This is a genomic window from Pseudomonas sp. E141, from assembly GCF_052659885.1.
The window spans coordinates 3428549-3454485 of the sequence record NZ_CP084024.1; the positions used below are offsets into that span (position 1 = coordinate 3428549).

The 25937-nt window shown below is 62.1% G+C and carries 22 protein-coding genes; 7 read left to right on the forward strand and 15 right to left on the reverse strand.

The annotated features are described in order from the left end of the window. Positions 1 to 132 precede the first annotated feature (132 nt). From GKKCFE_RS15235 to GKKCFE_RS15250, 4 genes are all read left to right on the forward strand, one after another. On the forward strand, positions 133 to 1548 hold the full coding sequence (locus GKKCFE_RS15235; RefSeq protein ID WP_139049660.1) for a sigma-54 interaction domain-containing protein: 1416 nt from the start codon (positions 133 to 135) through the stop codon (positions 1546 to 1548). Positions 1549 to 1848: 300 nt separating this feature from the next. Next, positions 1849 to 3240 (forward strand): GntP family permease, encoded by a 1392-nt coding sequence (locus tag GKKCFE_RS15240; RefSeq protein ID WP_047227845.1) that lies wholly within the window; start codon positions 1849 to 1851, stop codon positions 3238 to 3240. A gap of 8 nt (positions 3241 to 3248) precedes the next feature. Continuing rightward, positions 3249 to 4025, forward strand: coding sequence for a 3-hydroxybutyrate dehydrogenase (locus tag GKKCFE_RS15245; protein ID WP_445576775.1), 777 nt, complete (start codon positions 3249 to 3251; stop codon positions 4023 to 4025). A 134-nt stretch (positions 4026 to 4159) separates the two neighbouring features. Then, positions 4160 to 6115 carry an acetoacetate--CoA ligase gene (locus GKKCFE_RS15250; protein ID WP_305466236.1) on the forward strand — a complete coding sequence of 652 codons (1956 nt, stop codon included), beginning with the start codon at positions 4160 to 4162 and terminating at the stop codon, positions 6113 to 6115. A 151-nt stretch (positions 6116 to 6266) separates the two neighbouring features. Here GKKCFE_RS15250 and GKKCFE_RS15255 read toward each other — a convergent pair whose 3' ends face one another. After that, positions 6267 to 7385 (reverse strand): PilT/PilU family type 4a pilus ATPase, encoded by a 1119-nt coding sequence (locus GKKCFE_RS15255; RefSeq protein ID WP_047227842.1) that lies wholly within the window; start codon positions 7383 to 7385, stop codon positions 6267 to 6269. 134 nt (positions 7386 to 7519) lie between these two features. On the opposite strand from GKKCFE_RS15255, the gene GKKCFE_RS15260 reads away from it, so the two are divergent. Both GKKCFE_RS15260 and GKKCFE_RS15265 read left to right on the forward strand, forming a co-directional pair. After that, positions 7520 to 10057 carry a PAS domain-containing protein gene (locus GKKCFE_RS15260; protein WP_445576776.1) on the forward strand — a complete coding sequence of 846 codons (2538 nt, stop codon included), beginning with the start codon at positions 7520 to 7522 and terminating at the stop codon, positions 10055 to 10057. Positions 10058 to 10105: 48 nt separating this feature from the next. Then, positions 10106 to 10381, forward strand: coding sequence for a peptidylprolyl isomerase (locus tag GKKCFE_RS15265; RefSeq protein ID WP_076384045.1), 276 nt, complete (start codon positions 10106 to 10108; stop codon positions 10379 to 10381). 37 nt (positions 10382 to 10418) lie between these two features. Here GKKCFE_RS15265 and GKKCFE_RS15270 read toward each other — a convergent pair whose 3' ends face one another. The 8 genes from GKKCFE_RS15270 to GKKCFE_RS15305 form a co-directional block, all read right to left on the reverse strand. Next, positions 10419 to 11342 (reverse strand): sugar kinase, encoded by a 924-nt coding sequence (locus GKKCFE_RS15270; protein WP_047227840.1) that lies wholly within the window; start codon positions 11340 to 11342, stop codon positions 10419 to 10421. Between the two features lie 153 nt (positions 11343 to 11495). Beyond that, positions 11496 to 12713 (reverse strand): amino acid deaminase, encoded by a 1218-nt coding sequence (locus GKKCFE_RS15275; RefSeq protein ID WP_107322659.1) that lies wholly within the window; start codon positions 12711 to 12713, stop codon positions 11496 to 11498. A gap of 29 nt (positions 12714 to 12742) precedes the next feature. Continuing rightward, positions 12743 to 13507 (reverse strand): IclR family transcriptional regulator, encoded by a 765-nt coding sequence (locus GKKCFE_RS15280; protein WP_047227838.1) that lies wholly within the window; start codon positions 13505 to 13507, stop codon positions 12743 to 12745. Positions 13508 to 13652: 145 nt separating this feature from the next. Further along, a complete protein-coding gene (locus GKKCFE_RS15285; protein WP_047227837.1) occupies positions 13653 to 14042 on the reverse strand; it encodes a RidA family protein in 390 nt (129 codons plus the stop codon). A 42-nt stretch (positions 14043 to 14084) separates the two neighbouring features. Continuing rightward, on the reverse strand, positions 14085 to 14876 hold the full coding sequence (locus GKKCFE_RS15290; RefSeq protein ID WP_047227836.1) for an amino acid ABC transporter ATP-binding protein: 792 nt from the start codon (positions 14874 to 14876) through the stop codon (positions 14085 to 14087). Further along, positions 14873 to 15535 carry an amino acid ABC transporter permease gene (locus tag GKKCFE_RS15295; protein WP_047227835.1) on the reverse strand — a complete coding sequence of 221 codons (663 nt, stop codon included), beginning with the start codon at positions 15533 to 15535 and terminating at the stop codon, positions 14873 to 14875. The genes GKKCFE_RS15290 and GKKCFE_RS15295 overlap by 4 nt, the downstream gene beginning before the upstream one ends. 9 nt (positions 15536 to 15544) lie before the next feature. Next, positions 15545 to 16207 carry an amino acid ABC transporter permease gene (locus GKKCFE_RS15300; RefSeq protein ID WP_047227888.1) on the reverse strand — a complete coding sequence of 221 codons (663 nt, stop codon included), beginning with the start codon at positions 16205 to 16207 and terminating at the stop codon, positions 15545 to 15547. A 54-nt stretch (positions 16208 to 16261) separates the two neighbouring features. Then, on the reverse strand, positions 16262 to 17110 hold the full coding sequence (locus tag GKKCFE_RS15305; protein WP_047227834.1) for a transporter substrate-binding domain-containing protein: 849 nt from the start codon (positions 17108 to 17110) through the stop codon (positions 16262 to 16264). A gap of 345 nt (positions 17111 to 17455) precedes the next feature. Here GKKCFE_RS15305 and GKKCFE_RS15310 point away from each other — a divergent pair, with 345 nt between their 5' ends. Further along, on the forward strand, positions 17456 to 17929 hold the full coding sequence (locus GKKCFE_RS15310) for a thioredoxin family protein (RefSeq protein ID WP_139049656.1): 474 nt from the start codon (positions 17456 to 17458) through the stop codon (positions 17927 to 17929). Here GKKCFE_RS15310 and GKKCFE_RS15315 read toward each other — a convergent pair. The 6 genes from GKKCFE_RS15315 to cobN all read right to left on the reverse strand — a co-directional run bounded on the left by GKKCFE_RS15315 (position 17905) and on the right by cobN (position 25937). Further along, positions 17905 to 18186, reverse strand: coding sequence for a type II toxin-antitoxin system RelE family toxin (locus GKKCFE_RS15315; RefSeq protein WP_053121508.1), 282 nt, complete (start codon positions 18184 to 18186; stop codon positions 17905 to 17907). The genes GKKCFE_RS15310 and GKKCFE_RS15315 overlap by 25 nt on opposite strands. After that, positions 18176 to 18424, reverse strand: coding sequence for a type II toxin-antitoxin system Phd/YefM family antitoxin (locus tag GKKCFE_RS15320; protein WP_107322657.1), 249 nt, complete (start codon positions 18422 to 18424; stop codon positions 18176 to 18178). Before GKKCFE_RS15320 ends, GKKCFE_RS15315 begins: the two co-directional genes overlap by 11 nt. A gap of 66 nt (positions 18425 to 18490) precedes the next feature. Further along, positions 18491 to 20137 carry a phospholipase D-like domain-containing protein gene (locus GKKCFE_RS15325; RefSeq protein ID WP_445576777.1) on the reverse strand — a complete coding sequence of 549 codons (1647 nt, stop codon included), beginning with the start codon at positions 20135 to 20137 and terminating at the stop codon, positions 18491 to 18493. Between the two features lie 165 nt (positions 20138 to 20302). After that, a complete protein-coding gene (locus tag GKKCFE_RS15330) occupies positions 20303 to 20926 on the reverse strand; it encodes a vWA domain-containing protein (RefSeq protein ID WP_370695202.1) in 624 nt (207 codons plus the stop codon). 53 nt (positions 20927 to 20979) lie between these two features. Next, entirely contained in the window at positions 20980 to 21981 is a 1002-nt protein-coding gene (locus tag GKKCFE_RS15335; protein WP_047227831.1) for an ATP-binding protein, read from the reverse strand. 194 nt (positions 21982 to 22175) lie between these two features. Beyond that, complete coding sequence (gene cobN, locus GKKCFE_RS15340; protein ID WP_445576778.1) at positions 22176 to 25937, reverse strand: cobaltochelatase subunit CobN; 3762 nt, start codon at positions 25935 to 25937, stop codon at positions 22176 to 22178.

Below are 25937 nucleotides of genomic sequence, written 5' to 3' on the forward strand. Positions count from 1 at the left end.
TTGCCATTGATACGCCACGGCAAAGGATGCGGGCGGAGTAGTGCTCGGCCAGCCCCTCCCGGCATAATGCCGCTCTTTGGCAACCCCTTTGATCGGAGGATGCCGGCAAATCCCACCTTCTGGAAATGCCCGATGAACCCCACCGAAAGCCTCAAGGATTACAAGCGCGTGCGCACGCTGGCGATCCGTTCGTTGTTCGAGATCATCGAACAGTCCAGCGAAGGCACGGTGATTGTCGACCGTGACGCGAACATCGTCTGGATGAACGAACGCTACGCCCGGCGCTTCGGCCTGAACTCAGCGCAAGAAGCCATCGGCCGGGCGTGCGAGAGCGTGATCCCCAGCAGCCTGCTGCGCGAAGTGGTACGTACTGGCCGACCGATTCTGTTGGACATGCAGGACACGCCCAAGGAACCGCTGGTGGTGATGCGCCTGCCGATCCACGACAGCGCGGGCGCGGTGATCGGCGCCATCGGTTTTGCCCTGTTCGATGAATTGCGCAGCCTGTCGCCGATGCTCAAGCGCTACCTGAGCATGCAGGAGGAACTGGCCTCCACCCGCTCGCTGTTGCGGGCACGGCAGACTCGGTACAACTTCGCCCACTTCATCGGCACCAGCAGCGCCAGCCTGGAGGTCAAGCGTCGTGCCCGGCGCAGCGCCAGCGCCGATTCGCCGGTGCTGTTGCTCGGCGAAACCGGGACCGGCAAGGAACTGCTGGCCCAAGCGATCCATGGTGCTTCGCCGAGGGCGCACAAGGCGTTCGTCAGCATCAACAGCGCGGCGATCCCGGAGGCCCTGCTGGAAGCCGAGTTTTTCGGCACCGCCCCGGGCGCCTTCACCGGCGCCGACCGCAAAGGCCGCGCCGGCAAGCTGCAGATCGCCCAGGGCGGCACACTGTTCCTGGACGAAATTGGCGACATGCCACTGCCGCTGCAAAGCAAACTGCTGCGGGTCTTGCAGGAAAAAGAATACGAACCCGTGGGCTCCAACGAGGTGCTGCAAAGTGACGTGCGGATCATCGCTGCCACGTCCATGGATCTGGAAGCGGCGATCAAACGCGGAGAATTTCGCGCCGACCTGTATTACCGCCTCAATGTGTTGCCGATCCAGGTCCCGCCGCTGCGCGAACGCCTGGATGATTTGCCGGCCCTGAGCGAGGCGATCCTCGAAGAACTGCGCAGCCAGCACGAACTGGACCGCGACGCACTCGACCTGCTGGGGCAACACGCTTGGCCGGGCAACATCCGGGAGTTGCGCAATGTGCTGGAACGAACCGCGCTGCTCAGCGACGACCTGCTGCTCACTGCCGCCGATATTCGAGCGGCCATTGGGACTTTCACGCCGGTCACCCGTGCGTTGAATCCACATCAGGAACCGCTGCCGCAAGAAACCTTCAGCCAGGCCCGGGCACGATTCGACCGCCACTTGATCGAAACCACCCTCGCGCAATGCGGCGGCAAGGTAGTTGAAGCGGCCGAGCGGTTGGGGCTGGGGAGGTCGACCTTGTATAAGAAAATGGTGGCGCTGGGGATTGCTGAGTCTCAATAAAGAGACTCATATCTCTAGATATAGACAGCTCCTTTTGAGCGCTTCGCGCTCATCGCGAGCAGGCTCGCTCCCACAGTGGCCGTACTTTCCTGACGAACTCGGTCAACCTGTGGGAGCGAGCCTGCTCGCGATGAGGCCAGCACAGCCTCTGAAAATCTCCAAACAGAGACAAAACTCTCGAGCCACCCTCACCAAAATCAATAATTCTCTTATATTTCAATAAATTACATACCTGGCACAAATCTCGCTAAAGCCCTCCGCACCGCTTCACCACAAAAATAACAATCCAGGAGACACACCATGAGTGTGATCATTGCCTTGGCAGCACTCACGCTGCTGATGGTGGCCGCCTACCGTGGCTACAGCGTTATCCTTTTTGCCCCCATCGCCGCCCTCGGCGCCGTCCTGCTCACTGACCCTTCCGCCGTCGCGCCTGCTTTCACCGGGGTGTTCATGGAGAAGATGGTCGGCTTCATCAAACTGTATTTCCCGGTGTTCCTGCTCGGCGCGGTGTTCGGCAAACTGATCGAGCTGTCGGGTTTCTCCCGCTCTATCGTCGCGGCGGCGATTCGCCTGCTGGGCACGCGCCAGGCCATGTTGGTGATTGTGCTGGTCTGCGCTTTGCTGACCTATGGCGGCGTGTCGCTGTTCGTCGTGGTGTTCGCGGTGTATCCGTTCGCCGCCGAGATGTTCCGCCAGAGCAATATTCCCAAGCGGCTGATCCCAGCCACCATTGCCCTTGGCGCGTTCTCGTTCACCATGGACGCCCTGCCCGGCACACCGCAGATCCAGAACATCATCCCCAGCACCTTCTTCAACACCACCGCCTGGGCTGCACCATGGCTGGGTGTGATCGGCACGATCTTCGTGTTCAGCTTCGGCATGCTGTTCCTGCAACGCCAGCGCAACAAGGCCCAGCGCCTAGGCGAAGGCTACGGCACCGAACTGCGCAACGAGCCGGAGACTGCCGAAGACATCAAACTGCCCAATCCCTGGCTCGCCATTTCGCCGCTGTTGGCGGTGGGGATCATGAACCTGCTGTTCACCCAGTGGATTCCCCAGTGGTATGGCAAGACCCACAGCCTGGCGCTGCCGGGCATGACCACACCGGTGACCAGCGACATCGCCAAGCTCACCGCGATCTGGGCCGTGCAGGCCGCGTTGCTGGTGGGCATTGTCCTGGTGCTGCTGTTCGCCTTCAGCACCATTCGCAGCAAGCTGGCCGAAGGCAGCAAGAGCGCGGTGGGCGGTGCGCTGCTGGCGGCAATGAACACCGCTTCGGAATACGGTTTTGGCGCGGTCATCGCGTCCTTGCCGGGTTTTCTGGTGCTGGCCGACTGGCTCAAGAACATCCCCAATCCACTGGTCAATGAAGCCGTGACCGTGACGCTGCTGGCGGGCATCACCGGTTCAGCCTCGGGCGGCATGAGCATCGCCCTAGCGGCGATGTCCGAAACGTTCATCAGCGCCGCCAACGCCGCCAACATTCCTCTGGAAGTGCTGCACCGGGTCGCGTCCATGGCCAGCGGCGGCATGGACACCCTGCCCCACAACGGCGCGGTGATCACCCTGCTGGCGGTGACCGGCCTGACCCACCGTGAAGCCTACAAAGACATTTTCTGCATTACGCTGATCAAGACCCTCGCGGTGTTCTTCGTGATCGCTGTGTTCTACGCCACTGGCATTGTGTGAGGCTCCCCATGACAACCCCTATTTCGGGCAAGACCGCCCTGGTCACCGGCTCTACCAGCGGCATCGGCCTGGGCATCGCCCTGAGCCTCGCCAAGGCCGGCGCCAACCTGATCCTCAACGGCTTCGGCGATGCCTCGACGGTGATCGCCGAGGTGAAACAGTTCGGCGGCAAGGTCGGCCATCATCCGGCCGATGTCAGTGATCCGGCGCAGATCGCCGACATGCTCGCTTACGCCGAACGGGAGTTCGGCGGCGTGGACATTCTGGTGAACAACGCCGGTATCCAGCATGTGGCCGCCGTGGAAGATTTTCCGGTGGAGCGCTGGGACTCGATCATCGCCATCAACCTGTCCTCGGTGTTCCATGCCACGCGCTTGAGCCTGCCGGGCATGCGCGCCAAGGGCTGGGGGCGGATCATCAACATTGCCTCGGTGCACGGCCAGGTCGGCTCGATGGGCAAGGCCGCCTACGTCGCAGCCAAACACGGGGTGATCGGCCTGACCAAAGTGGTCGGCCTGGAAACCGCCACCAGCAACGTGACGTGCAACGCCATCTGCCCTGGCTGGGTGCTGACACCGCTGGTGCAGAAACAGATCGACGACCGCATTGCCACGGGCGTCGATCCGCAACAGGCGCAGCATGACCTACTGGCCGAGAAGCAGCCTTCCCTGGAATTCGTCACCCCGCCGCAACTGGGGGAGCTGGTGCTGTTTCTGTGCAGCGAAGCCGGTAGCCAGGTACGTGGCGCGGCGTGGAATATTGATGGTGGGTGGCTGGCTCAGTAAATCGCTTGCGATCCCTTGTGGCGAGGGGACTTATCCCCGACTTGTGGGAGCAAGGCTCCCACAGATAAATCCCCTCGCCACAAGATTGGGTCGCTCTATAGTTTGTGTGTACATAAAAGAAAAAGAGGCACCCCATGTCCGACATCCTCTGGCAACCCACCCCCGATCGCATCGCCCAGTCACGCATGGACGCCTTTCGCCGGTTCATCAACGAACGGCATCAGCTGCAACTGAGCGATTATCCGGCGCTGCACGCCTGGAGCATCGACCAGCGTGAAGCCTTCTGGCAGGCCATCGTCGACTTCTTCGAGATCCGTTTTCACCAGGCGCCCAGCGATGTGCTGGTCGAAGGTGAGCAAATGCCCAGCGCCCGGTGGTTTCCCGGGGCGACACTGAATTTTGCCGAACACCTGCTGCGCCGGCGCGATGACGCCGTGGCCGTGGTTGCCCTCGACGAAAGTGGCGGGCAAGAACAACTGACTTGGGCCGAACTTGCCGCCCACGTCGCTGGCCTGCAAAAAAGCCTGCAAGCGGCAGGTGTGAGCAAGGGCGACCGGGTAGCCGCGTGCATGCCCAACACCTGGCAGACCCTGGTGGGCATGCTCGCCACCACCAGCCTGGGGGCGATCTGGTCGTGCTCCTCGCCTGACTTCGGCACCCACGGGGTCATCGACCGGTTTGGCCAGATCGAGCCCAAGGTGCTGATTACCTGCGCCGGTTACCGCTACGCCGGCAAGGTCATCGACCAGCGAGCCAAGGTCAACGAAATCCTCGAGCGCCTGCCTTCGCTGCAGCAATTGATCATCCTGCCCTACGCATGCCCTGACGCCCGCGCCGAAGACTTCAAGACAACGGCCAGCGTCGCGTTGTGGAGCGACTTCTACCGCTGTGGCGGCGAACCGGCGTTCGTTGACGTGCCGTTCGATCATCCGCTGTACATCCTCTATTCCAGTGGCACCACCGGCGTGCCGAAGTGCATCGTCCACAGCACCGGCGGCGTATTGCTGCAACACCTCAAGGAACATGGCCTGCATGTAGACCTTGGCCCCGAAGATCGCCTGTTCTACTACACCACGTGTGGCTGGATGATGTGGAACTGGCTGGTGTCGGCCCTCGCCGTCGGCAGTGCGGTGGTGCTCTACGACGGCTCGCCCTTTCACCCTGGCCCCAAGCGCCTGCTGGACCTGATCGACCAGCAGCGCATCAGCGTATTCGGCACCAGCCCCAAATACCTGGCGGCCCTGGAAAGCCAGGGTTTGAAACCGCGACAGACCCATGACCTGGGCAGCCTGAAAACCATCCTGTCCACCGGCTCGGCCCTGGCGCCCCATAGCTACGACTACGTGTATCGCGACTTCAAGACCCAGGTGTGCCTGGCCTCGATGTCCGGTGGCACCGACATTGTGTCGTGCTTCGTCAATGGCAATCCCTTGTCCGCCGTTCGCCGTGGCGAGATGCAGGGCAAGAGCCTGGGCATGGCGGTGCAGGTCTGGAACGAGGCAGGCCAGGCGGTCATCGGTGAGAAAGGTGAACTGGTCTGCACCCGGCACTTCCCGGCCATGCCCATTGGCCTGTGGAATGATCCGCAGCAGGAAAAGCTAAGGGCCTCCTACTTCAGCCAGTTCCCCGGTGTGTGGGCCCAGGGGGACTACGCCGAGGAACTGCCTCACGGCGGTTTCTTGATCCACGGGCGTTCGGATGCAGTGCTCAACCCCGGTGGCGTGCGCATCGGCACGGCGGAAATCTATCGGCAGGTGGAAAAGGTCGAGCAGGTGCTGGACAGCGTTGCCATCGGCCAGCAATGGCAGGGTGATGTACGCGTGGTGCTGTTTGTGCGCCTGCGCGACGGCGTGACTCTGGATGAGGCCCTGGAGCAACAGATCCGCCAGGTGATCCGCGCCAATACCACACCGCGTCATGTGCCGGCGAAGATCCTGGCAGTCAGCGACATCCCGCGGACCATCAGCGGCAAGGTGGTGGAACTGGCGGTGCGCAACGTGGTGCATGGGCAGGTGGTGAAAAACACCGATGCCCTGGCCAATCCCGAGGCGCTGGAGCAGTTCAGGGATCGGCTGGAACTGACCACCTGAGGTTAAAGCCTTATGGGCCATCTGGCCTCATCGCGAGCGGGCTCGCTCCCACGTTGGTCGGTGGTTAACACAGGATTGGCAATCACCATCGATTCCCTGTGGGAGCGAGCCTGCTCGCGATGAACGACAACGCGGTATGCCTGTAGAACCATCAATCCATCAACCCCCACTCCCCCGCCGCCGGATCGGCCGGGGGCACCGCTGCCCCCGACTCGGCATGCAACTTCAGGCGCAACCGCAGGTTGTTCGCCGAATCGGCGTTTTTCAGGGCTTCCTCCTCATCGATAGCACCCTCCACCACCAGGTTGTACAGGGCGTGATCGAAGGTTTGCATCCCGAGTTCTTCTGACTTTTCCATGATGCCCTTAAGCTCGCCGAACTCATTGCGGCGGATCAGGTCGGCCACCGTGGGCGAGCCCAGCATGACCTCCACCGCAGCCCGGCGCTGGCCGGTGCGAGTGCGCACCAGGCGTTGCGACACGAACGCCTTGAGGTTGTTGCCCAGATCATTGAGCAGCTGCGGCCGGCGTTCTTCCGGGAAGAAATTGATCACCCGGTCCAGCGCCTGGTTGGCATTGTGAGCATGCAGGGTGGAGATCACCAGGTGCCCGGTGTCGGCGAAGGCCAGGGCATGTTCCATGGTTTCGCGATCACGAATTTCGCCGATCAGTACCACGTCTGGTGCCTGGCGCAAGGTGTTCTTCAGGGCGGCATGAAAGCTGCGGGTGTCGACACCGACTTCCCGCTGATTGATGATCGATTTCTTGTGTCGATGGATATACTCCACCGGATCTTCAATGGTGATGATATGGCCGCTGCTGTTGCGATTACGGTAATCGATCAGCGCCGCCAGGGAAGTCGACTTGCCCGACCCTGTCGCGCCGACGAACAGCATCAGCCCCTGTTTCTGCATGATGGTGTCCAGCAACACATTTGGCAGTTTCAGGTCCTCGAACCGCGGGATGTCGAGCTTGACGTTGCGGATCACCATGGACACGTCATTGCGCTGCTTGAAGATATTGACGCGAAACCGCCCGACCCCAGCCAGGGAGATAGCCAGGTTCATTTCCAGTTCTCGATCGAACTCAAGCCGCTGTTCGGCGTCCATCAAAGACTCGGCGAGCCCGGCGATGTCGCCCACCTTGAAGGGCTGGTTGCTCAAGGGTTTGAGCACCCCCTCGAAACGCGCGCACGGCGGCGCACCGGTGGACATATAGAGGTCGGAGCCATCCTGGCTCGCCAGGATGCGTAACAAGGGATCGATTTCCATGGCCTGATTGACTTCCGCGAGACTTCAATGAAACAAGCTGACCCGATGAGCAAACTTTTCAGACCAACCCGCGCTTACCTTCTTCAGAGGATAGTAGACACCGTGGCTGCGACACGATTTGCAGGGTTTGCGTGATGAACGCAACACCCACCGGCATTGACATACAAAGCCTGTTCGCCCGACGTGACTGGGCCAACAGCCCGCTGGGCACTGCCCAAACCTGGCCCCAGAGCCTGCGTACCGCCCTGGACATCGTGCTCCACTCGCCGCTGCCGATGTCCCTGCTGTGGGGGCCACAGCTGATTCATTTCTACAACGACGCCTTTACCCGCCTGACGGGCGACAAACACCCCCAGGCGTTCGGCCAGCCGACCCATTCAGCATGGCCCGAACTCAAAGACCTGAGCGGGCCGATTTATCACCGCGTGTTGCAAGGCCACGGGCACACCTGTCGCGATCAGCAATGGCGAGTGCCCTTCGCCGGTCGCCTCTGCGATGTCTGGCTGGACCTGACCTACAGCCCCGTGCGCGATGAAGACGGCGCCGTGGCCGGTATTCTGGTCACAGCCATCGAGACCGGTGAACGACGACGCCTGGCCCTGGAGTTCGAGCGACGCTCAGAAGCCAGCCTCAAGGCCCAGCAGGAAAGCGAGGAACGCCTGCAACTGGCCCTGGCCGCTGCCGATACGCTAGGCACCTGGGATTGGGACATCAGCGAAGACCGCTTTGTTGCCGACGAGCACTTCGCGGTGCTGCATGGCGTCGACCCGAACCTGTCGCGCCAGTTGCCCATCAGCGCTTACCTTGAAGGCGTGCATCCCCAAGACCGGGCCATGGTCACCCGCAGCATCAAGCATTGCATCACCCACAGCACTGAATACGCCGAGGAGTACCGTCTCCTGCGGCCTGACGGCGAACTGCGCTGGGTGTTCGTGCGCGGTCGTTGCTACAAGGATCGCCATGGCCGGCCCAAACGCTTTCTCGGCGCGGCCCTGGACCTGACCGATCGCAAGCGTACCGAGCAGGCCCTGCGCCAGAGCCAGACCGAACTGCAACTGATCATCAACGCCATGCCGATCCTTATCAGCTATGTGGACCGGGAAGAACGTTTTCGCCTCAACAACAGCGCCTATCTGGATTGGTATGGCCTGACGCCCCAAGAGCTATATGGCAAGACCATTCGCGAAGTGCTCGGCGATTCAGCCTACGCCGCCCGCGCCGAGCAGATCGCCGACGCCCTGGCAGGCAAGCCGTGCAGCTTCACCGTGCAATCGGATCACCGCGACGGCCGTCCCCGCCATGCCTTGATCAACTACCTACCGCGCCGTGGGGCCGATGGTGCGGTGAACGGTTTCTACATCTTTGTGATCGACGAGACCGAGCGCAAGAAAACCGAAGAGGCCCTGCGCAACCTCAACGAAACGCTCGAAGAACGCGTCATCGCCCGCACCCAGCAACTGGCTGAAGCCAACCACCGCCTGCAAAACGAGATGTTCGAACGCGAACGTGCCGAGGAGGCGCTGCGACACGCCCAGAAAATGGAGGCCGTGGGCCAACTCACTGGCGGCATTGCCCATGACTTCAACAACATGCTCACCGGCATCCTCGGCAGCCTCGACCTGATGCAACGCTACATTGCCAGCGGTCGCACCGCCGAGATCGGTCGTTTCACCGAAGCGGCCGTGTCCTCGGCCAATCGTGCGGCGGCCCTGACCCACCGCCTGCTGGCGTTTTCCCGACGCCAGTCGCTGGACCGCAAACCGCTGGACCCCAATGACCTAGTGCGTTCACTTGAAGACTTGCTGAGCCGAACCACCGGCGATCACATCGCGCTGCGCCTGCAGTTGGCCGATGAACTGTGGCCGGTCAGCACCGATGCCAGCCAGCTGGAAAACGCCCTGCTCAACCTGGTGATCAACGCTCGGGACGCCATGCCCGAGGGTGGCGAATTGACCATCGAAACCGCCAACGTCTACCTCGACGGTAATGACCTCAGTGCCCTGGAACCGGTCAAGGCCGGTGACTACGTGATGATTGCCGTCAGCGACAATGGCAGCGGCATGACCCCATCCGTGCTGGCCAAGGCCTTTGATCCGTTCTTCACCACCAAACCCATCGGCCAGGGCACCGGTTTGGGCTTGTCGATGATCTACGGGTTTGCCCAACAGTCGGGTGGCCTGCTGAGCCTGGACAGTGTGCCGGACCAGGGTACGCGGGTGCAGTTGTACCTGCCGCGGCTGTACGTCGCGTCTGTCCAGCAGACTGCGGCGCCGGTAGCGCTGGATGCACCGGCCGCCGTCGCCGGTGAAACCGTGTTGCTGGTCGAAGACGAACCGGCCGTGCGCATGCTGGTGCTCGATCTGCTCGACGCCCTGGGTTACACCACTCTCCAAGCCCAGGACGCCAAGGCTGCCCTTGGGCTACTGGAGTCCAGCCAGCGCATCGACTTGCTGGTGACCGATGTCGGCCTGCCAGGCATGAATGGCCGGCAACTGGCGGAAATCGCCCGCCAGCATCGGCCCGATCTGAAGGTGCTGTTCATGACCGGTTATGCGCAGAAGGCCACCGAGCGCCAGGGCTTTCTCGAGCAGGGCATGGATATGGTTGCCAAGCCCTTCAGCCTCGATCTGCTGGCGAACAAGATTCGGACGATGATCAACCATGGCGCCTGACTTGAGGCATAATCGCCGCCCCGTCGCACCGTTCAGGTCACTGCTGCAATGAAAGCCCAAGCCCGCCATATCCTGGTGAAAACCGCCGAAGAAGCCGAACAGCTCAAGCAACGCATCGCCAAAGGCGAAGCCTTCGATGTACTGGCCAAGAAATACTCCACCTGCCCCTCGGGCAAACGCGGCGGTGATCTGGGTGAAGTACGGCCCGGGCAGATGGTCGGTGCGATCGATACGGTAATCTTCAAAAAGCCCCTGCGGGTGGTGCATGGGCCGATCAAGAGCAAGTTCGGCTATCACCTGGTGCAGGTGTTCTACCGGGACTAATGATCGAGCCCGCTCCCACAGGTACTTCGCGGCCCCTTCAGTCCTTGGGCATCAACGCCCCCGGCACCTGGATGACCCGGCTCGCCAACAGATGTCCAGCCTCGGCGGCCTCCACCGGGCTGCCACCGAGCAGGCGGCTTGCCAGGTAAGCAGCACTGAATGAATCCCCCGCCGCCGTCGTGTCCACCACCCGCTCCACTCGCTGGGCCGGAATCTCGAAAGACTCACCATCACAACAGATCAGACAGGGCTCGGCACCGCGCTTGAGCACCACTTCCGACGTGCCCAACTGCGCGTACGCGGCGAACACCTCAGCGCTGTCGGCATAACCGAACAGCGCCTGCTCGTCGTCCACCGTCAGCAGCGCCAGCTCGACATAAGGCAATACGCTGCGATAGGCCGCACGGGCTGCATCCACTGATGCCCAGAGCCTTGGCCGGTAGTTATTGTCGAACACCACCTCGGCCCCGCGCCGGCGGGCCTGGATCAGGGTTTCGATGAGCTTGCCACGACCTTGTTCCCCGAGCACGGCCAGGGTGATGCCGCTGAAGTACAGCACGTCGTAATCCGGCAGCGCCGCCAGGATCGGTGCGGCGGCCGGGGTGGTGAAGCAATCACGCACCGCCGCCTCGTTGCGCCAGTACAAAAACCGCCGCTCACCCGCCGCGTCGGTCTGGATGCAATACAAACCCGGCAAACGACCGGGCAGGCGCTGGACCCGATCCAGGCCGATATTTTCGGCGGCCCAGCTCTGGCACATGGCATCGCTGAAACTGTCGTCGCCCAAGGCGGTAACGTAATCCACCGCGCCCTTGTCACCCAGGGCGCGGGACAGGTACACAGCGGTGTTCAGGGTGTCGCCGCCGAAGCTTTGTTGCAGACTGCCATCGGCGCGCTGCTGCAGTTCGATCATGCACTCGCCGATCAGGGCGATGCGAGGTTTTGGGTTGGGGTAGCTCATGGGCGATCCTGATATTTCGATAGTGTCTGCCAGGCCGCTATCGCGAGCAGGCTCGCTCCCACAGGGGATATTGGTGAACATAAATCCTCTGTTCACAACCGCCCCCACTGTGGGAGCGAGCCTGCTCGCGATAGCCGCGACTCGGTTTCAAGGCTAGAAACAAGTCTCCATGCTCTCGACCACCTGCAACTGCTCATCCACCAGGCACGCCACCCGCCACTTGTCGAAGGTCAGGCACGGATGCGACGTGCCGAAGGAAATGATGTCGCCAACCCGCAACGCCACCCCGGGCGCCACGGTCATGAACGCATGCTGGTCCATCACCGCCGTCACCTTGCAGCCGGCCAGGTCCTGCCCCGCTATCGAGTCGGAGCCAGGTTGGTAACGCTTGAGCGGCACCGGCAGCCCGGCGTCGTAGGCCACGTCGCGTTTACCCAGGGCGATCACCGCAAAGCCGGGTTCAGGCAGCGATTGCACGTGGGCCCAGACTTCCAGGGCCGGGCGCAGACCTTCGTGCAGGTCGCTACGCCGTTCCAGCACGCAGCACTGGGCCTCTTTGTAGATGCCATGGTCATGGGCCACGTAACTGCCAGGACGCAGCACACTGAGGAAACGTCCGTGGGCGTTCCGAGCCTCGAAAGACTCGGCAATCAGGTCGTACCAGGCTGAACCCGAGGCGGTGATGATCGGCTTGTCGATGGCGAACGCACCGTTGTCCTGCAGTTGCACCGCCAGCCCCACCAGGGATGCGGCAAACGCACGGATGCCACTGATGGCGTGGTCACCATGGATCACGCCTTCGTAGCCTTCGATACCGGTCAGCGCCAGCGCCGGTTGCGCCCCGATCGCCTCGGCCAGGGCCAGCACCTCGGCCTCGGTCCGGCAGCCACACCGGCCACCCACCACACCGTATTCGATCATCACGTTCAACTTCGCGCCGCGAGAGGCAAAGAACGCGCCCAGCTCGGCAACGTTGTCGGGATGGTCGACCATGCAATGGAATTCGAACGCTGGATCTGCCAGCAGATCCGCGATCAGCGCCATGTTTGGCGTGCCCACCAATTGGTTGGCCATCAGCACCCGGCGCACGCCATGGGCGTAAGCGGCACGGGTCTGCACTGCGGTGGCCAGGGTCAGTCCCCAGGCGCCGGCCTCGAGTTGGCGGCGAAACAGCGCCGGGGTCATGCTGGTCTTGCCGTGGGGCGCCAGTTCGGCACCACTGTCCGTGACGAACTTTTGCATCCAGTCAATGTTGTGCTCCAACGCTTGGCGATGCAGCACCAGCGCCGGCAGGCTGATGTCGCGCAGCAGGTGATCGCCCGCTTGGGCGGCCCCCTTCTCCACGGCAGCGTTATGAATGGCAGAAGACATGTTCACACTCCTCACACAGCCGCGGCTGTCTATTCATTGATGCGACGGGCCAGGTTGTTGGCGCTTTCGATCAGCACCCGGCGGTAGTCGGCGTAGTTGTTCTTGGCGTCGGCCCGTGGGGCGACGATGCACAGGGTCGCGATGGCCACGCCATTGGCGTCTTTGACCGGCGCGGCGAAGCAGTGGGTGAAGGTGTCAGCCACACTGTCGAAGGAGAAAAATCCATCGAGCCCGGCCTGGCGGATCTCGGCAAGAAACCGCTCCAGGGGCAGGCGCTCGCCGTCCGGCAGGATGAAGTCGTCGGGGTCGATCAGGTCGACGATCTGCTGGTCACTCAGATGCGCCAGCAGCAGGCGTCCGGATGCGGTCCAGGGAATCGGCGCGTTCTCGCCGATGTCCGAGGAAATGCGAAAATGCCGCTCCCCCTCCTTCATCAGCGCCACCGTGTATTTGCGCCCGTTGAGCAGGCACATCTGGGCGGTTTCCCGGGTCTGGCTGACGATTTCCTGCAAGGCGTGATCGGCCTCGCGACTCAGGTCGAAATGCCGCAGGTGCGCCTGCCCGAGAAAGTACAACTGGCGGCCCAGATAGACGTGGCCGTCCTTGCCCACCGGCTCCAGGATGCGTCGCTCCAGCAGCGACGCCACCAGCTCGTAGACCGTGGACTTGGGACTGCCGATGCCGCTGGCGATGTCATTGGGGCGCAACGGCTGGCCGATTTCCTTGAGGAAGTCGAGGATATCGAACGCCCGGTCCAACCCTCGGGCCCGGCGTTTGATGGTGTCTTCGGTCATGTCTTGGATTCCCATTCAATTGGCCGGGAGTTTAACCAGAGTGCTGCACCGCCTGATAGATTGCTATCGCAGGCAAGCCTTGCTCCCACAGGAGTTTGCATTCCCTTGTGGGAGCAAGGCGTGCCCGCGATGAGTCCTCAGTGACTCAGGCCTTTTTCTTGTAGGCGATGCAATCAATCTCAACCTTGCAATCAACCATCATGTTCGCTTGCACACAAGCCCTGGCAGGGGCATGTTCGGGGCTGAAGTATTCACCAAATACTTTGTTGAAACTCCAGAAATCCCGCGGATCTTCCAGCCATACGCCGCAGCGCACCACATCTTCAAGGCCGTATCCGGCTTCTTCAAGAATCGCGATCAGGTTCTTCATGGTCTGGTGGGTCTGCTCGACGATCCCGCCGACAATAATCTCGCCGTTGACCGCCGGCACCTGACCGGACACGTGCAGCCAGCCGTCGGCCTCAACGGCTCGGGCGAAGGGCCGTGGCTGACCGCCGCCTGCGGTGCTGCCGGTGCCGTAGCGCGTAATGCTCATGGGTGTTTCTCCTTGCCTGTATCAATCAGAGGTTCAATAAAATTAAAAACGGGTGTTCTTGAGAAACTCAGCCAGTCGTGGCGACTGTGGCCGTTCGAACAGTTCTTTCGGCGGGCCCTGTTCTTCGATGCGGCCCTGGTTCATGAATACGATCTTGTCGGACACCTCGAAGGCAAAACGCATTTCGTGGGTCACCAGCAGCATGGTCATGCCGTCTTCGGCCAGCCCCTTGATCACGTTCAGCACCTCACCCACCAATTCCGGGTCCAGGGCCGAGGTCACTTCGTCGAACAGCATCAGGCTGGGGTTCATGGCAATCGCCCGAGCGATCGCCACACGCTGCTGCTGACCGCCGGACAACTGACCGGGAAAATGATTGCGCCGCTCCAGCAAGCCGACCCGCTCCAGCCATTTCTCGGCCAGGGCCACGGCTTCGTCCTTGGGTAGCTTTTTCACCTTGAGCAGGCCCAAGGTGACGTTCTGCAACGCCGTCAAATGCGGGAACAGGTTGAATTGCTGGAAGGCCATGCCGGTCATGGCCCGGTGCCGGGCGATGACTTTTTCCGGGTGGCGCACGCGCTTGCCGCCCACCTCGTCATAGCCGATGGCCTCGCCATCGAGCACGATCTGCCCGCCCTGGAACTCCTCAAGCATGTTCACGCAACGCAGCAACGTGGTTTTGCCCGAGCCGCTGGAGCCGATCAGGGTGACGACATTGCCGCGCTGCATGCTCAGGTCCACGCCCTTGAGCACTTCCACCGGGCCGTATTGTTTGCGCAGACCGCGAATGTCCAGCAGCGGTTGAGCATTGGTAGAGGTCGAAACATCAGTCATGGCAAGGCCACCCGCTTTTCAATGTGCCGCCCGAGCAATTCGATGGCGTAGTTGATGATGAAAAAGAGAAAACCGGCGAACAGGTAAAACTCCAGGGTCATGAAGGTCCGGGCGATGATCTGCTGAGTGCTGAGCAGCAGTTCGGCAACGCCGATCACCGACAACAGGGTCGAAGCCTTGACGATTTCGGTGGAGGAATTGACCCAGGTCGGCAAGATCTGCCGCAGTGCCTGGGGCAACAGCACGTAACCCAGCGCCTGGAAAAACGTCAGGCCGATGGCCTGGCTTGCCTCCATCTGCCCACGGGGCAAGGCCTGCAAGGCCCCGCGCACGATCTCGGCCACATGGGAGCCGCAAAACAGTGTCAGGCCCAAGGCACCAGCCTCGAATGCGCCGATTTGCCAGCCCAGGGCCGGGGCCATGTAGAAACAGGCCAGCACCAACACAAACACCGGAGTGCCGCGAATCACGTCGACGTAGAAACGAAACGGCGCGCGCATCCAGAAGCGACCGTAAGTCAGCACCAGCCCGGCGAACAGGCCGATCAGCGTGCCTAACAAAATCGCCAGTACCGAGCACTGCACGCTGGTCAGGAACCCGGCCCACAGCGTCTCCCGGGCGACCCACAACTCATGCAACCAACTGGGGGATTCGTACATGGAACACTCCTAACGGCGGATCGCCAGACGCTGCTCGAAATAACGCAGCAGCATGGCAATGAGGTAACAGGCCGCGACATACAGGGCCGTGGTCACCAGCCAGGTTTCGATCACCCGGTAGCTCTCCACGTTGATCTTGCGGGCGTAATAAGTCAGCTCCGGCACAGCGATCGCTGCCGCCAGTGAGGTGTCCTTGAACAGCGAAATGAAGTTGTTCGACAACGCCGGCAACACGTTGCGCAGCATCACCGGCACGGTGACGTAGGCCTTCACTTGCCACTCGCCCAAACCGATGGCCAGCCCCGCTTCACGCTGGCCCTTGTGAATGCTCAGCAGCCCGCCGCGGAACACTTCGGTCAGGTAGGCCCCGGCGTACAGCGAGAGCGTGATGACGAACGAGGGAATTTTGTCCAGGCGAATACCCAGGCTTGGCAAGGCGAAGTAGATCAGCAGGATCAGCACCAGGATCGGCGTATTGCGGATCACCGTGACATACACCGAGGCCAGCACCCGCAACACGCGGTGCTTGCTCAGCAGCGCGAACGCCATCAACAGGCCGATCACGCAACCGATGGCGATCGACACCAGCGCCAGGGAAAGCCCCAGGCCGAGCCCCGCCAGCAAGGTGTCGAAATCGCGCCAGACGGCGGCAAAGTTCAACTGATAATTCATGGTCGGCAGTACCTTCAACGGGGCGCCTTCAAGCGGCGCCCCGGGCTCACGGGATCATTTGAATTCGACGGGGAAACCGATGGCCGGCGACGGCAGCTCGACGCCGAACCATTGCTTGAACGATGCCGCATAGGTGGGGAATTCCACGCCGGTCATGGCTTCATGCAAGGTGGTGTTGACGAAGTTCAGCCAGTCCTGGTCGCCGCGCTTGACCGCGCAGGCATAGGTTTGCGGGCTCCAGGCGTAGGCCGGGCTGCGATAGCGACCAGGGTTCTGCACCATCAGGTACTTGACCGAAGACTGGTCGGTGGCAGCGGCATCGGCACGGCCGGAGTTCACCGCCTGATACATCAGATCAACACTGTCGTACTGGTCGACCTTGGCCTTGGGCAGCGCCTGGTGCACCAATTCCTCGGCGTAGACGTTCTGCAGCACAGCCACGGTGACGTCATCGCCGGCGGCCTTGAGGTCTTCGATTTCCTTGTACTTGCTGTTGGCCGGCAGCAGCAGGCCCACGCCTTCGCGGTAATACGGCAGGGTGAACGCCACTTGCTGGGCACGACTGGCGGTGACGGTGATGAACTGGCAGCTCATGTCGACCTTGTCGGTCAACAGGTTCGGAATGCGTGCATCGGACGACTGCACCACAAACTCGACTTTCTCCGGGTCATTGAACAGACCCTTGGCCACCATCCGTGCGATGTCGATATCAAAACCCTGCAACTTGCCATCCGCTCCCTGGAAGTGCCACGGCGCATTGGTGCTGCCCGTGCCCACGATCAATTTCCCGCGCTGCAGCACGCTATCGAGCTTGCTGTCCGCCGCCTGAGCGACACCCATGGCAGCCGTCGTGGCCGCGAAGATAAAAACACACGCTTTGAACAAGGAAGGTCGGCGATGCATGGCAAGCACTCCTGAGTCAGTTTATTCCGCTATACCGGAACTTAGTATGTAACAACGGAATAGACAGCAGAAAGTGTGCCACAGGCATGCGGTGTATGGATAAGGAAAATGGAAAACCAATGAAATCAAAAGGATGGCACGCCCAGACGTTTCAATAGGAACGCGGGCATCTGCGCAGGGACTGCTACTGTTGGCTACAGCCTCGGGTAGCAAGGCCCCAGACAGGGAGCAAGCGAGGCTTTTGCGCACCAAAAGGGAGCCGTTCAACTGTCAACTCTGACAGTAGCGATGCCCGGCCGTGTTGCTTATGGTTGCAAACACCCTATCGATGAAGGGAAACCCGCCATGAGTTCGTTCATCACCCACATCGCCTCATCGAAGGACTACCGCACGGCTCTCAAGACCTGGCGCCCGGTAGTCTTCTATTTCGGCCACCCCTACTGCTACGCCTGTAGCTGGGCCGAGCCGCTGTTTTGCAGCGTTGCCGAGACATTCAAGGATCGGGCGGTGATCTACAAATTGAGTACCAGCGAATCGCCCCGACACCCGGATGTTACCGGGACACCCACGGTGCTGTTTTATAAGGATGGGAAGTTACGCCGCAAGCTCAAGGGCGTCGGTGATCAGGCCTCGCTGACCCAGAACTTTGCCGAACACATCGGCCGAACCAAACCCAGACGGCCGCGTCGTTCGCCTCGCCGTGACTTGCACTGGTTGCACGAGCAACTGCGAACCTTGTGCCTGGTCTCTCGGGCACGGGGACTCCAAAGGTTGCGGCGAGGAAAGCCGGGCGCCTACCGCTTGGCCGCCTCGTCATAAACCTGACCGCGCTCGCGCTTACCAACCGCAATCACTGTAACAACTAGCAAATCATCTACCACTCGGTAAACCAATCGATAGCCGGCGCTACGTAACTTGATTTTATAGGCGTTGCCCAGCCCATGCAGACGGTCTGCCTGGACATGCGGATTCACCAGTCGCTCCTCGAGCTTTTTCTTGAATTGCTCTTTGAGTGTTGCACCCAGTTTTTGCCATTCCTTCCAGGCTTTATCAGAAAATTCCAACTCATAGGTCATCAAGAGAAACCTTTATCGTTGGATCATTTTCACGCTCGCGGCAAAGAGCAACCAGCTCCAGATCTTCAAGCCGATCCATCATGGCTTCATATTCTCGAGCGGGGACGCAATAAAATGCCGGCTCATTGCGGTTGAGGATTGCTACGGATAATCCTCCACCGGCAGCAACAGTGCCCATCGGATTTTTCTTGAGTTCGGAAATGCTGGCTACAACTTGAGAAAGTACAATATGTGTCATGAGGTGAGTCCTTGAGCACTCTTAATGGCGCTAAAAATAGCACTCTAAAACACCTCTTACCACAGTTCAGCGTCCGCAAAACCTCACTCTGGACAACATCCGCAAATCCCCGTCGCGGTAATAATCGTCCGTCCAGCTGTCATCCACCGCCAGCGGCTTGACCTGCTTGAGCGCCAGTTTTTTCGCGAAATAGCGAAAGCGGTAATGCTCGTAGAAGCGCAGCAGCTCAAGCCCGTAGCGGTCGGCCAGGTCGGTGTCGCCCTGAATGATCAGGTAGTTCTCGTCGTTGCCGCTGCTGGCCGCGGCACTCAGGTTGTGGCTGCCGCTGATGATGGTCGGCGTGTCGCTGGTGAAGTCGGTGACGACGGCTTTGGTGTGCACCAGCAGATTGCCTTTCTGGCCTTTCATGTTTTCCCTGAGCCAGCCCTCCAGGCCGGTATTGAGCAGCGCGGTGGCGGCGAATTCGGCGGTGCGGTCGGCATGAAAGCCAGTGATGCGGCTGGTGGTGTTCTGCAGGCCGTAACGCAGCACGTCGTCGTTGGGTTGACCGAGCAAGGCATCGAGGATCCGGTCGGGCAAGGCGAAGGCCGTGACGAACAGCAGGTCCTTGCGAGCGCCATTGATGATATCGACGAAGCGATCCAGGTCGCCCTCTCCCGTACGCGGCGAGAACCCGGTGAACAATGGCTCCTCGGGGACCATGGGGTTGTTCCGGTTGATCCACTGCCGCGTGGCCCCGACGTCCTCGGGTGCGGCCCAGATCTGCTCGAACACCTGGCGATAGCTGTTGCTGACCCGCGCGTCGTCCAGCACATGAATAACGTTGGCCTGGCGGTAGACGCCGTTGGCAGTGAAATTGGTGCTGCCGCACAGCACGGCCTCGGGGTGAAATGAACCGGTGTCGTCGACCTTGCTCAGCACGATGAACTTGTCGTGGAAAATATTGTGCGTGACGCGCCCGCGCTTGTTGGCCGCCGGCAATGTTGCCAGGCTGGCTTCGTTGCGCAGTGTGCCGTCGTCTCCCGGCTCAGCGTGGTACAGCACCCGTACCCGCGCCCCCCGTGCGAAAGCGGCGTTCACAGCCTCGACGATCACTGGCAGTTCATATTCATAGATGGCGACGTCCAGGGCCCAACTGGCGTTCAGGGCCCGGTCGATAAAACCGGTCAAGCGCCCTAGCAAACCGTTTTCCAGCCAGCGGCGCGGCGCGTCGGGCCAAGCATCGATGGACAGGTTTTTGTTGGCGTCGATCAGCGCATCCAGCTCGGGAAATTTGCGCTGGAAGGCCTGGCTCGCGGCCACGGCACGATTGAAGATGACCCCCTGGTTGCTTGGCTGGCCATCGTCACTGGTCACTGACACCTCAAGTGATTCCCCCAGTTGCGGCGCGTCAGGGCTGCCATAGGCCAGGTGCACACGGTAGTGAATTGCCACGCCTGGGTTGATGGCGTAGTCGGCCCAGCGAAATTTCTGCAACGGTGCTTTATCGCTCGGCGTAGCGCGAAATTGCGGGAACGTGTGCACCTTGTCGGGGAAGGTCAGGCTGTTGAACAGGAACAGCCAGGGCTTGGCGCCGTGCTGCTTCTCGATGGCAAAGCCGAGCAAGCCCTTGCGCCGGGGTTCGGCCAGGTCCATGGCGAGCAATACACCGTTGGTGCCAGCGTAGGCCTTGACCCGAAAATCGTCCTGGGCGTTGGTGACGAGTACGCGCATGGTTCACTCCTGTGAGGTCTGGCTGAGCATAGAACAGCGATGCTTATTGAGCGTGCGGATCTGACACCGGGGCGATGCTATCGCGAGCAGGCTCGCTCCCACAGGGGATTCATCGATCGAGTGTTAAATGTGGGAGCGAGCCTGCTCGCGATGAGGCCATGTCAGTCAGCGAACATCCGAGCCCGGTAGTCCTTCATCAATATGCCGATACTGCGCCCCCAACTGCCCCGCCAATTGCCGGGCCCGGCCCAGGCGAATTGGTCCGCGTTCGATGTCGATCAACAGGCTTGGGCAATCAAGGGGCGGCAGTGTCAGCTGCTGTTTGACTCGCCCGTCGGTCATCAGCAACACCCGCTGTTGCTCGGTCGGGTAGCGCTTGCGCCGGGCCGTCAACCAGCGTCCGGCCTCGTTCAGCGCCGCCAGCAACGGCGTGCCGCCGCCGGCGCCCAGGCCGTCGAGCCAGTCCCGTAGCCCCGCCGAGGCCTTGAGCCCTTGCACCTGCCAGGCTGGTGCGCTGCCGCTGGCCGTCAGCAAGGCCAGCCGGGCGCGCTGGCGGTAGGCGTCATCGAACAGTTGCGCCAGCAGGCCTTTGCCATCGCTCAAGGCTTGATGACGACGAGTCGAGGCCGAGGCGTCGACGATGACCAGCCACAGTTCATGGGGCGAACGATGGCGTTGCTGAAAACGCAGGTCTTCACGCAGGCGTGGACGGCCAGCGAGCAAGGTGCCTGGCCAGTTCACCGCCCCGCTGGCCGCCGCTTTGCTGCGGCCCTGGCGCCCCTGGTCCAACCGTCCCGCACGGGGTCTGGCATTCACCCCCGCGGGCGAACGGGGGCGAATGCCTAGGGCTTTTTTGGCCAGCTCGGCACGTCACGCCGAGTGCCGGTGGGCAATGCCCGGGCCGGCAGGTCACCCCACTGGCCCTGGCCTTCGTCAGGCCTGGCGGTTTGATCGGCGGTGGCTGGCGGCGCCTGGGACGGCGCAGGGGCCGAAGGCTCGCGCCTGCGATGACGCAATGCAAACTCGGCGACCGCATCAATGTCCTCAACGGCAATGGCATCCGCCCCGCGCCACGCAGCATGGGCCCGGGCGGCCCGCAGCCAGACCAGGTCCGCGCGCAAGCCATCGACCCCAGCGGCAAAACAACGCTCGGTGATCTGCGCCAGCGCCTGGTCATCCAGAGGAATCTGCATCAACCGGTCGCGAGCCTGTTGGCAGCGTTCGCGCAACTGCTGCTGGGTCGGTTCCCACTCTGCGCAGAACGCCGCCGGATCGCTGTCGAAATCCAGCCGCCGACGAATAATCTGCCCGCGCTCAAGCGGTGCGGTATGGCCGTCCAGGGCCACGTTCAGGCCGAAACGGTCGAGCAACTGCGGACGCAATTCACCCTCTTCCGGGTTCATGGTACCGATCAATACAAAACGTGCCGGATGCCGGTGTGAGATGCCGTCACGCTCGATCAGGTTGGTGCCGCTGGCAGCCACGTCCAGCAACAGGTCCACCAGGTGGTCGGGCAGCAGGTTCACTTCATCGACATACAACACCCCGGCGTCGGCCTTGGCCAAAACGCCGGGAGAGAACTGCGCGCGCCCCTCCCCCAGGGCCGCGTCCAGATCCAGGGTGCCCACCAGCCGCTCTTCAGTGGCGCCCAAAGGCAAGGTGACGAACTGACCGCTGGCCAACAGGTCCGCCAGCCCCCGGGCCAGCGTAGACTTCGCCATGCCCCGTGGGCCTTCGATGAGCACACCGCCGATTTTCGGATCGATCGCAGCCAGGCACAGGGCAAGTTTCAGGTCATCGGCCCCGACCACGGCGCAGAGCGGGAAATGAGGGGTGTCGGTCATATCTAATTCTCAAAGGTGGTCGGTAACGTCGATGTGAACAGAGTACTTGTGGCGAGGGGATTTATCCCCGTTGGACTGCAAAGCAGGCCTCCCAATGTGGACAAGAGGGTCGCTTCGCAACCCAGCGGGGATAAATCCCCTCGCCACAGGTCAACCCATCACAGGGGTTGTGTATAGCCCGTCGAATGGGCAGGTCAGCTGTCTTCTTCTATGTCCAACAACAAGTTCTCCAGCGCCTCTCGATACTCCCCGGGCTCCTGCCACATTCCGCGCTGCTGCGCTTCGAGCATGCGCTCGGTCATGTCGCGCAAGGCATCGGGGTTGTGCTGGCGAACGAAATCGCGGGTATCGGGGTCGAGCAGATAAGCCTCGGCCAGCAAGGCGTACTGGTGATCGTCGATCAACTGCGTGGTGGCGTCGAAGGCGAACAGGTTGTCCACCGTCGCCGCCAGTTCAAACGCACCTTTATAGCCGTGGCGCTTGATCCCGTCGATCCACTTCGGATTGGCCGCCCGGGAACGAATGACGCGGTTGAGCTCTTCTTTCAACGTGCGGATCTTGGGCAAGTCCGGCTGGCTGTGGTCGCCGTGGTAACTGGCCGCCGTTGCGCCGCCAAGCGTCTCCACCGCCGCCAGCATGCCGCCCTGGAATTGGTAGTAATCGTTGGAATCGAGCAGGTCGTGTTCGCGGTTGTCCTGGTTCTGCAACACCGCCTGCACCTGGCTAAGGCGCCGGGAGAACTGCTCCCGGGCGGCAGTGCCTTCATCGCCGGCGCCGTAGGCGTAGCCACCCCAATTCAGGTAGACCTGCGCCAGGTCTTCGCGGCTCTGCCACAGGCGGCCGTCGATGGCGCCCTGCACACCCGCGCCGTAGGCGCCAGGCTTGGCGCCGAAGATCCGCCACCCGGCCTGACGGGCCGCGACCTCGGGTTCAAGGCCCGATTCCAACAGGGCCTGGCGCTCGCTGCGCACCTTCGCCGCCAAGGGGTTCATGTCGTCCGGTTCGTCGAGGGCGGCGACGGCCTGCACCGCTGCATCGAACAGGCGGATCAGATTGGCAAAGGCGTCCCGGAAGAACCCGGAGACCCGCAGCGTGACATCGACCCGAGGCCGGTCCAGCAGACTCAACGGCAAGATCTCGAAATCGTCGACTCGTTGGCTGCCCGTGGCCCACACCGGACGCACGCCCATCAACGCCATGGCCTGGGCAATGTCGTCACCGCCGGTGCGCATGGTGGCGGTGCCCCACACCGAAAGCCCCAATTGACGCAGGTGATCGCCGTGGTCCTGCAAGTGCCGCTCAAGGATCAGGGACGCCGACTGAAAACCGATGCGCCACGCTGTGGTAGTCGGCAGGTTGCGCACGTCCACCGAGAAGAAGTTGCGCCCGGTGGGCAGCACATCCAGGCGGCCGCGACTGGGCGCACCGCTGGGGCCGGCCGGCACGAAGCGCCCGCTCAAGGCATCGAGCAAACCGCGCATTTCCGCCGGGCCGCAAGCGTCCAGACGCGGAGCCACGACGCCGCGCAGGTTTTCAATAATGCTGTTCACCGTTTCCCAACCCGGCGCCTCAAGTTGCGCGACCACGCCCTCCAGGGCCTGCTCGATCAATTGCCCGGCGAACAATTCCAAACGTTCACGAGTATCGCCAGCGGTCCGCCAAGGTTCGGCGCTGAGCCGACCCAAGGCTTCGGGACACGCGCCGGTCCAGGGTTCGGCCAGCGCACAATCCAGCGGATCGAAACCCAGCGCAAAGGCCTTGGCCAGCGCCCGCAGCAAACTCGACTGCGCGCCCTTGCCATCCCCCCGGGGAATGCGCAGCAACGCCAGCAAGGTGTCGATGCGCAACCGTTGTGTGGGCGACTCGCCAAAAATGTGCAGGCCGTCGCGGATCTGCGACTCCTTCAGATCGCACAGGTAAGTGTCCAGGCGCGGCAGCCAGACTGCCACGTCAGCGTCGCCGTCCAGTTGCAACTCGCGGTCGATGTGGGTTTCGCGCACCAGATTCAGAATGTCTCGCTGCAGTTCCCGGGCGCGGCGTGGGTCGAGCAGTTGCGCTTCGTAGTATTCGTCAGCCAACAGCTCGAGGTTACGCAGCGGCCCATAGGTTTCGGCCCGGGTCAGCGGCGGCATCAAGTGATCGATAATCACGGCCTGGGTGCGACGCTTGGCCTGGGCGCCCTCGCCCGGGTCATTGACGATGAACGGATAGATGTTCGGCAACGGTCCCAGCAGCGCATCCGGCCAGCAGTTTTCCGACAGCCCGACGCCCTTGCCCGGCAGCCATTCGAGATTGCCGTGCTTGCCGACATGAATCAGCGCGTGGACCCCGTAGGTGTTGCGCAGCCAGAAATAAAACGCCAGGTAGCCGTGGGGCGGCACCAGGTCCGGGTCGTGGTACACGGCGCTCGGATCGACCTGATAGCCTCGAGCCGGCTGGATGCCGACGAACGTCAGGCCCAGGCGCACGCCAGCAATCATCAGCCGGCCATCGCGGAACATCGGGTCCTGTTCGGGCGCGCCCCAGCGCTCCAGCACCGCCTGGCGATTGGCCTCGGGCAATGCGTCGAACATGGCCCGGTAAGCATCCAGCGCCAGGCTCTGGTGACAGGGCCGCTGGTCAAGACTGTCCAGGTCGTTGCTGACCCCGCCGAGCAACTGCTGGATCAGCGCGGTGCCGCTCGCAGGCAGTTCAGCCGGCAGCGGATAACCCTCGGCCTGCAAGGCCCGCAGGATATTCACTGCCGCCGCCGGGGTGTCCAGGCCGACGCCGTTACCGATGCGCCCATCCCGGGTCGGGTAATTGGCGAGGATCAGCGCCACACGCTTTTGCGAGTTGGGCAGGCACGCCAGGGTAGTCCAGCGCCACGCCAGCTCAGCGACAAAATCCATGCGCTCGGGCACGGCCCGGTAGCAGACCACATCGCTCTGGCTGCGCTCGCTGCGCCAGGCCAGGTCCTTGAAACTGATGGGGCGACTGATGATCCGCCCGTCCAGTTCCGGCAGGGCAATGTGCATCGCCAGGTCCCGCGGGCCCAGACCCTGCTCACTGGCGCGCCAGCCAGGCTCGTTGTCCTGGGCGCAGATCGCCTGGATCACTGGGATGTTGCGGCGAAACGGTCGCAAGTGCGGCGCTTCGGGGCTCGATTGGGCGAAACCGGTGGTGTTGAGGATCACCCCCGCCGCCACCTCATCCAGCCAGTCTTCAACCAAGGCCAGGCAAGCAGGCTCCTTGAGGCTCGCCACGGCAATGGGCAAGGGATTGAGCCCCGCCGCTTGCAGACGCTGGCAAAACACGTCGATGAACGCCGTGTTCGCTGCTTGCAGGTGGGAGCGATAAAACAGCACCGCCGCCACCGGCTGCCCGGCCCGCCAGTCGCTTTGCCAATCACTCAGGCTGGCGTTGGTTCGTTCCGGATGGTAGATCGCCGTGCGCGGCAGGGTTTGCGGTTCGCCCCAAGGATAGTCGCGACCGAACCATTGGCTGGCCAGGTTATGGAACAGGTCCAGGGCATTGCCCAAACCGCCTTGGCGCAGGAACTGCCAGAGCCGGTCCCGATCCTCATTGGGCACGTTGCTCAGGTCGCTGAGTTCCGGATCGGGTCGATCGTCCCCCGGCACCAGGATCAGCTTCACCCCGCGCTCGGCCAGTTCCATAAGACGTTCAATGCCGTAGCGCCAATAACCGATGCCGCCATGCAGGGAAAGCAGGATGACCTTGGCGTGACGCAACACGTCGTCGAAATACAGATCCACCGAGGCGTGGTTTTGCACCTGCATCGGGTTGGCGAGGCGAAACTGCGGATAGTCGTCCGGCAACTGCCGCGCCGCTTCGGCCAGCAGCGCCAGGCTGGAGTCGCCGCTGCACAGGATCACCAGCTCGGCGGGGGTTTGTCCGAGATCGGCAATGTTGTCGTCCGACACGAAACCGCCGGGCTGGGTCCTGAGCAGGTGCAT

Coding starts and splice junctions, on each gene's coding strand:
- GKKCFE_RS15300 (WP_047227888.1), bottom strand. CDS start 16,207: ATGAATTATCAGTTGAACTTTGCCGCCGTCTGGCGCGATTTCGACACC.
- GKKCFE_RS15270 (WP_047227840.1), bottom strand. CDS start 11,342: ATGAGCTACCCCAACCCAAAACCTCGCATCGCCCTGATCGGCGAGTGC.
- GKKCFE_RS15290 (WP_047227836.1), bottom strand. CDS start 14,876: ATGACTGATGTTTCGACCTCTACCAATGCTCAACCGCTGCTGGACATT.
- GKKCFE_RS15260 (WP_445576776.1), top strand. CDS start 7,520: ATGAACGCAACACCCACCGGCATTGACATACAAAGCCTGTTCGCCCGA.
- GKKCFE_RS15335 (WP_047227831.1), bottom strand. CDS start 21,981: ATGACCGACACCCCTCATTTCCCGCTCTGCGCCGTGGTCGGGGCCGAT.
- GKKCFE_RS15250 (WP_305466236.1), top strand. CDS start 4,160: ATGTCCGACATCCTCTGGCAACCCACCCCCGATCGCATCGCCCAGTCA.
- GKKCFE_RS15245 (WP_445576775.1), top strand. CDS start 3,249: ATGACAACCCCTATTTCGGGCAAGACCGCCCTGGTCACCGGCTCTACC.
- GKKCFE_RS15305 (WP_047227834.1), bottom strand. CDS start 17,110: ATGCATCGCCGACCTTCCTTGTTCAAAGCGTGTGTTTTTATCTTCGCG.
- GKKCFE_RS15295 (WP_047227835.1), bottom strand. CDS start 15,535: ATGTACGAATCCCCCAGTTGGTTGCATGAGTTGTGGGTCGCCCGGGAG.
- GKKCFE_RS15310 (WP_139049656.1), top strand. CDS start 17,456: ATGAGTTCGTTCATCACCCACATCGCCTCATCGAAGGACTACCGCACG.
- GKKCFE_RS15240 (WP_047227845.1), top strand. CDS start 1,849: ATGAGTGTGATCATTGCCTTGGCAGCACTCACGCTGCTGATGGTGGCC.
- GKKCFE_RS15255 (WP_047227842.1), bottom strand. CDS start 7,385: ATGGAAATCGATCCCTTGTTACGCATCCTGGCGAGCCAGGATGGCTCC.
- GKKCFE_RS15285 (WP_047227837.1), bottom strand. CDS start 14,042: ATGAGCATTACGCGCTACGGCACCGGCAGCACCGCAGGCGGCGGTCAG.
- cobN (WP_445576778.1), bottom strand. CDS start 25,937: ATGCACCTGCTCAGGACCCAGCCCGGCGGTTTCGTGTCGGACGACAAC.
- GKKCFE_RS15325 (WP_445576777.1), bottom strand. CDS start 20,137: ATGCGCGTACTCGTCACCAACGCCCAGGACGATTTTCGGGTCAAGGCC.
- GKKCFE_RS15265 (WP_076384045.1), top strand. CDS start 10,106: ATGAAAGCCCAAGCCCGCCATATCCTGGTGAAAACCGCCGAAGAAGCC.
- GKKCFE_RS15235 (WP_139049660.1), top strand. CDS start 133: ATGAACCCCACCGAAAGCCTCAAGGATTACAAGCGCGTGCGCACGCTG.
- GKKCFE_RS15315 (WP_053121508.1), bottom strand. CDS start 18,186: ATGACCTATGAGTTGGAATTTTCTGATAAAGCCTGGAAGGAATGGCAA.
- GKKCFE_RS15275 (WP_107322659.1), bottom strand. CDS start 12,713: ATGTCTTCTGCCATTCATAACGCTGCCGTGGAGAAGGGGGCCGCCCAA.
- GKKCFE_RS15320 (WP_107322657.1), bottom strand. CDS start 18,424: ATGACACATATTGTACTTTCTCAAGTTGTAGCCAGCATTTCCGAACTC.
- GKKCFE_RS15280 (WP_047227838.1), bottom strand. CDS start 13,507: ATGACCGAAGACACCATCAAACGCCGGGCCCGAGGGTTGGACCGGGCG.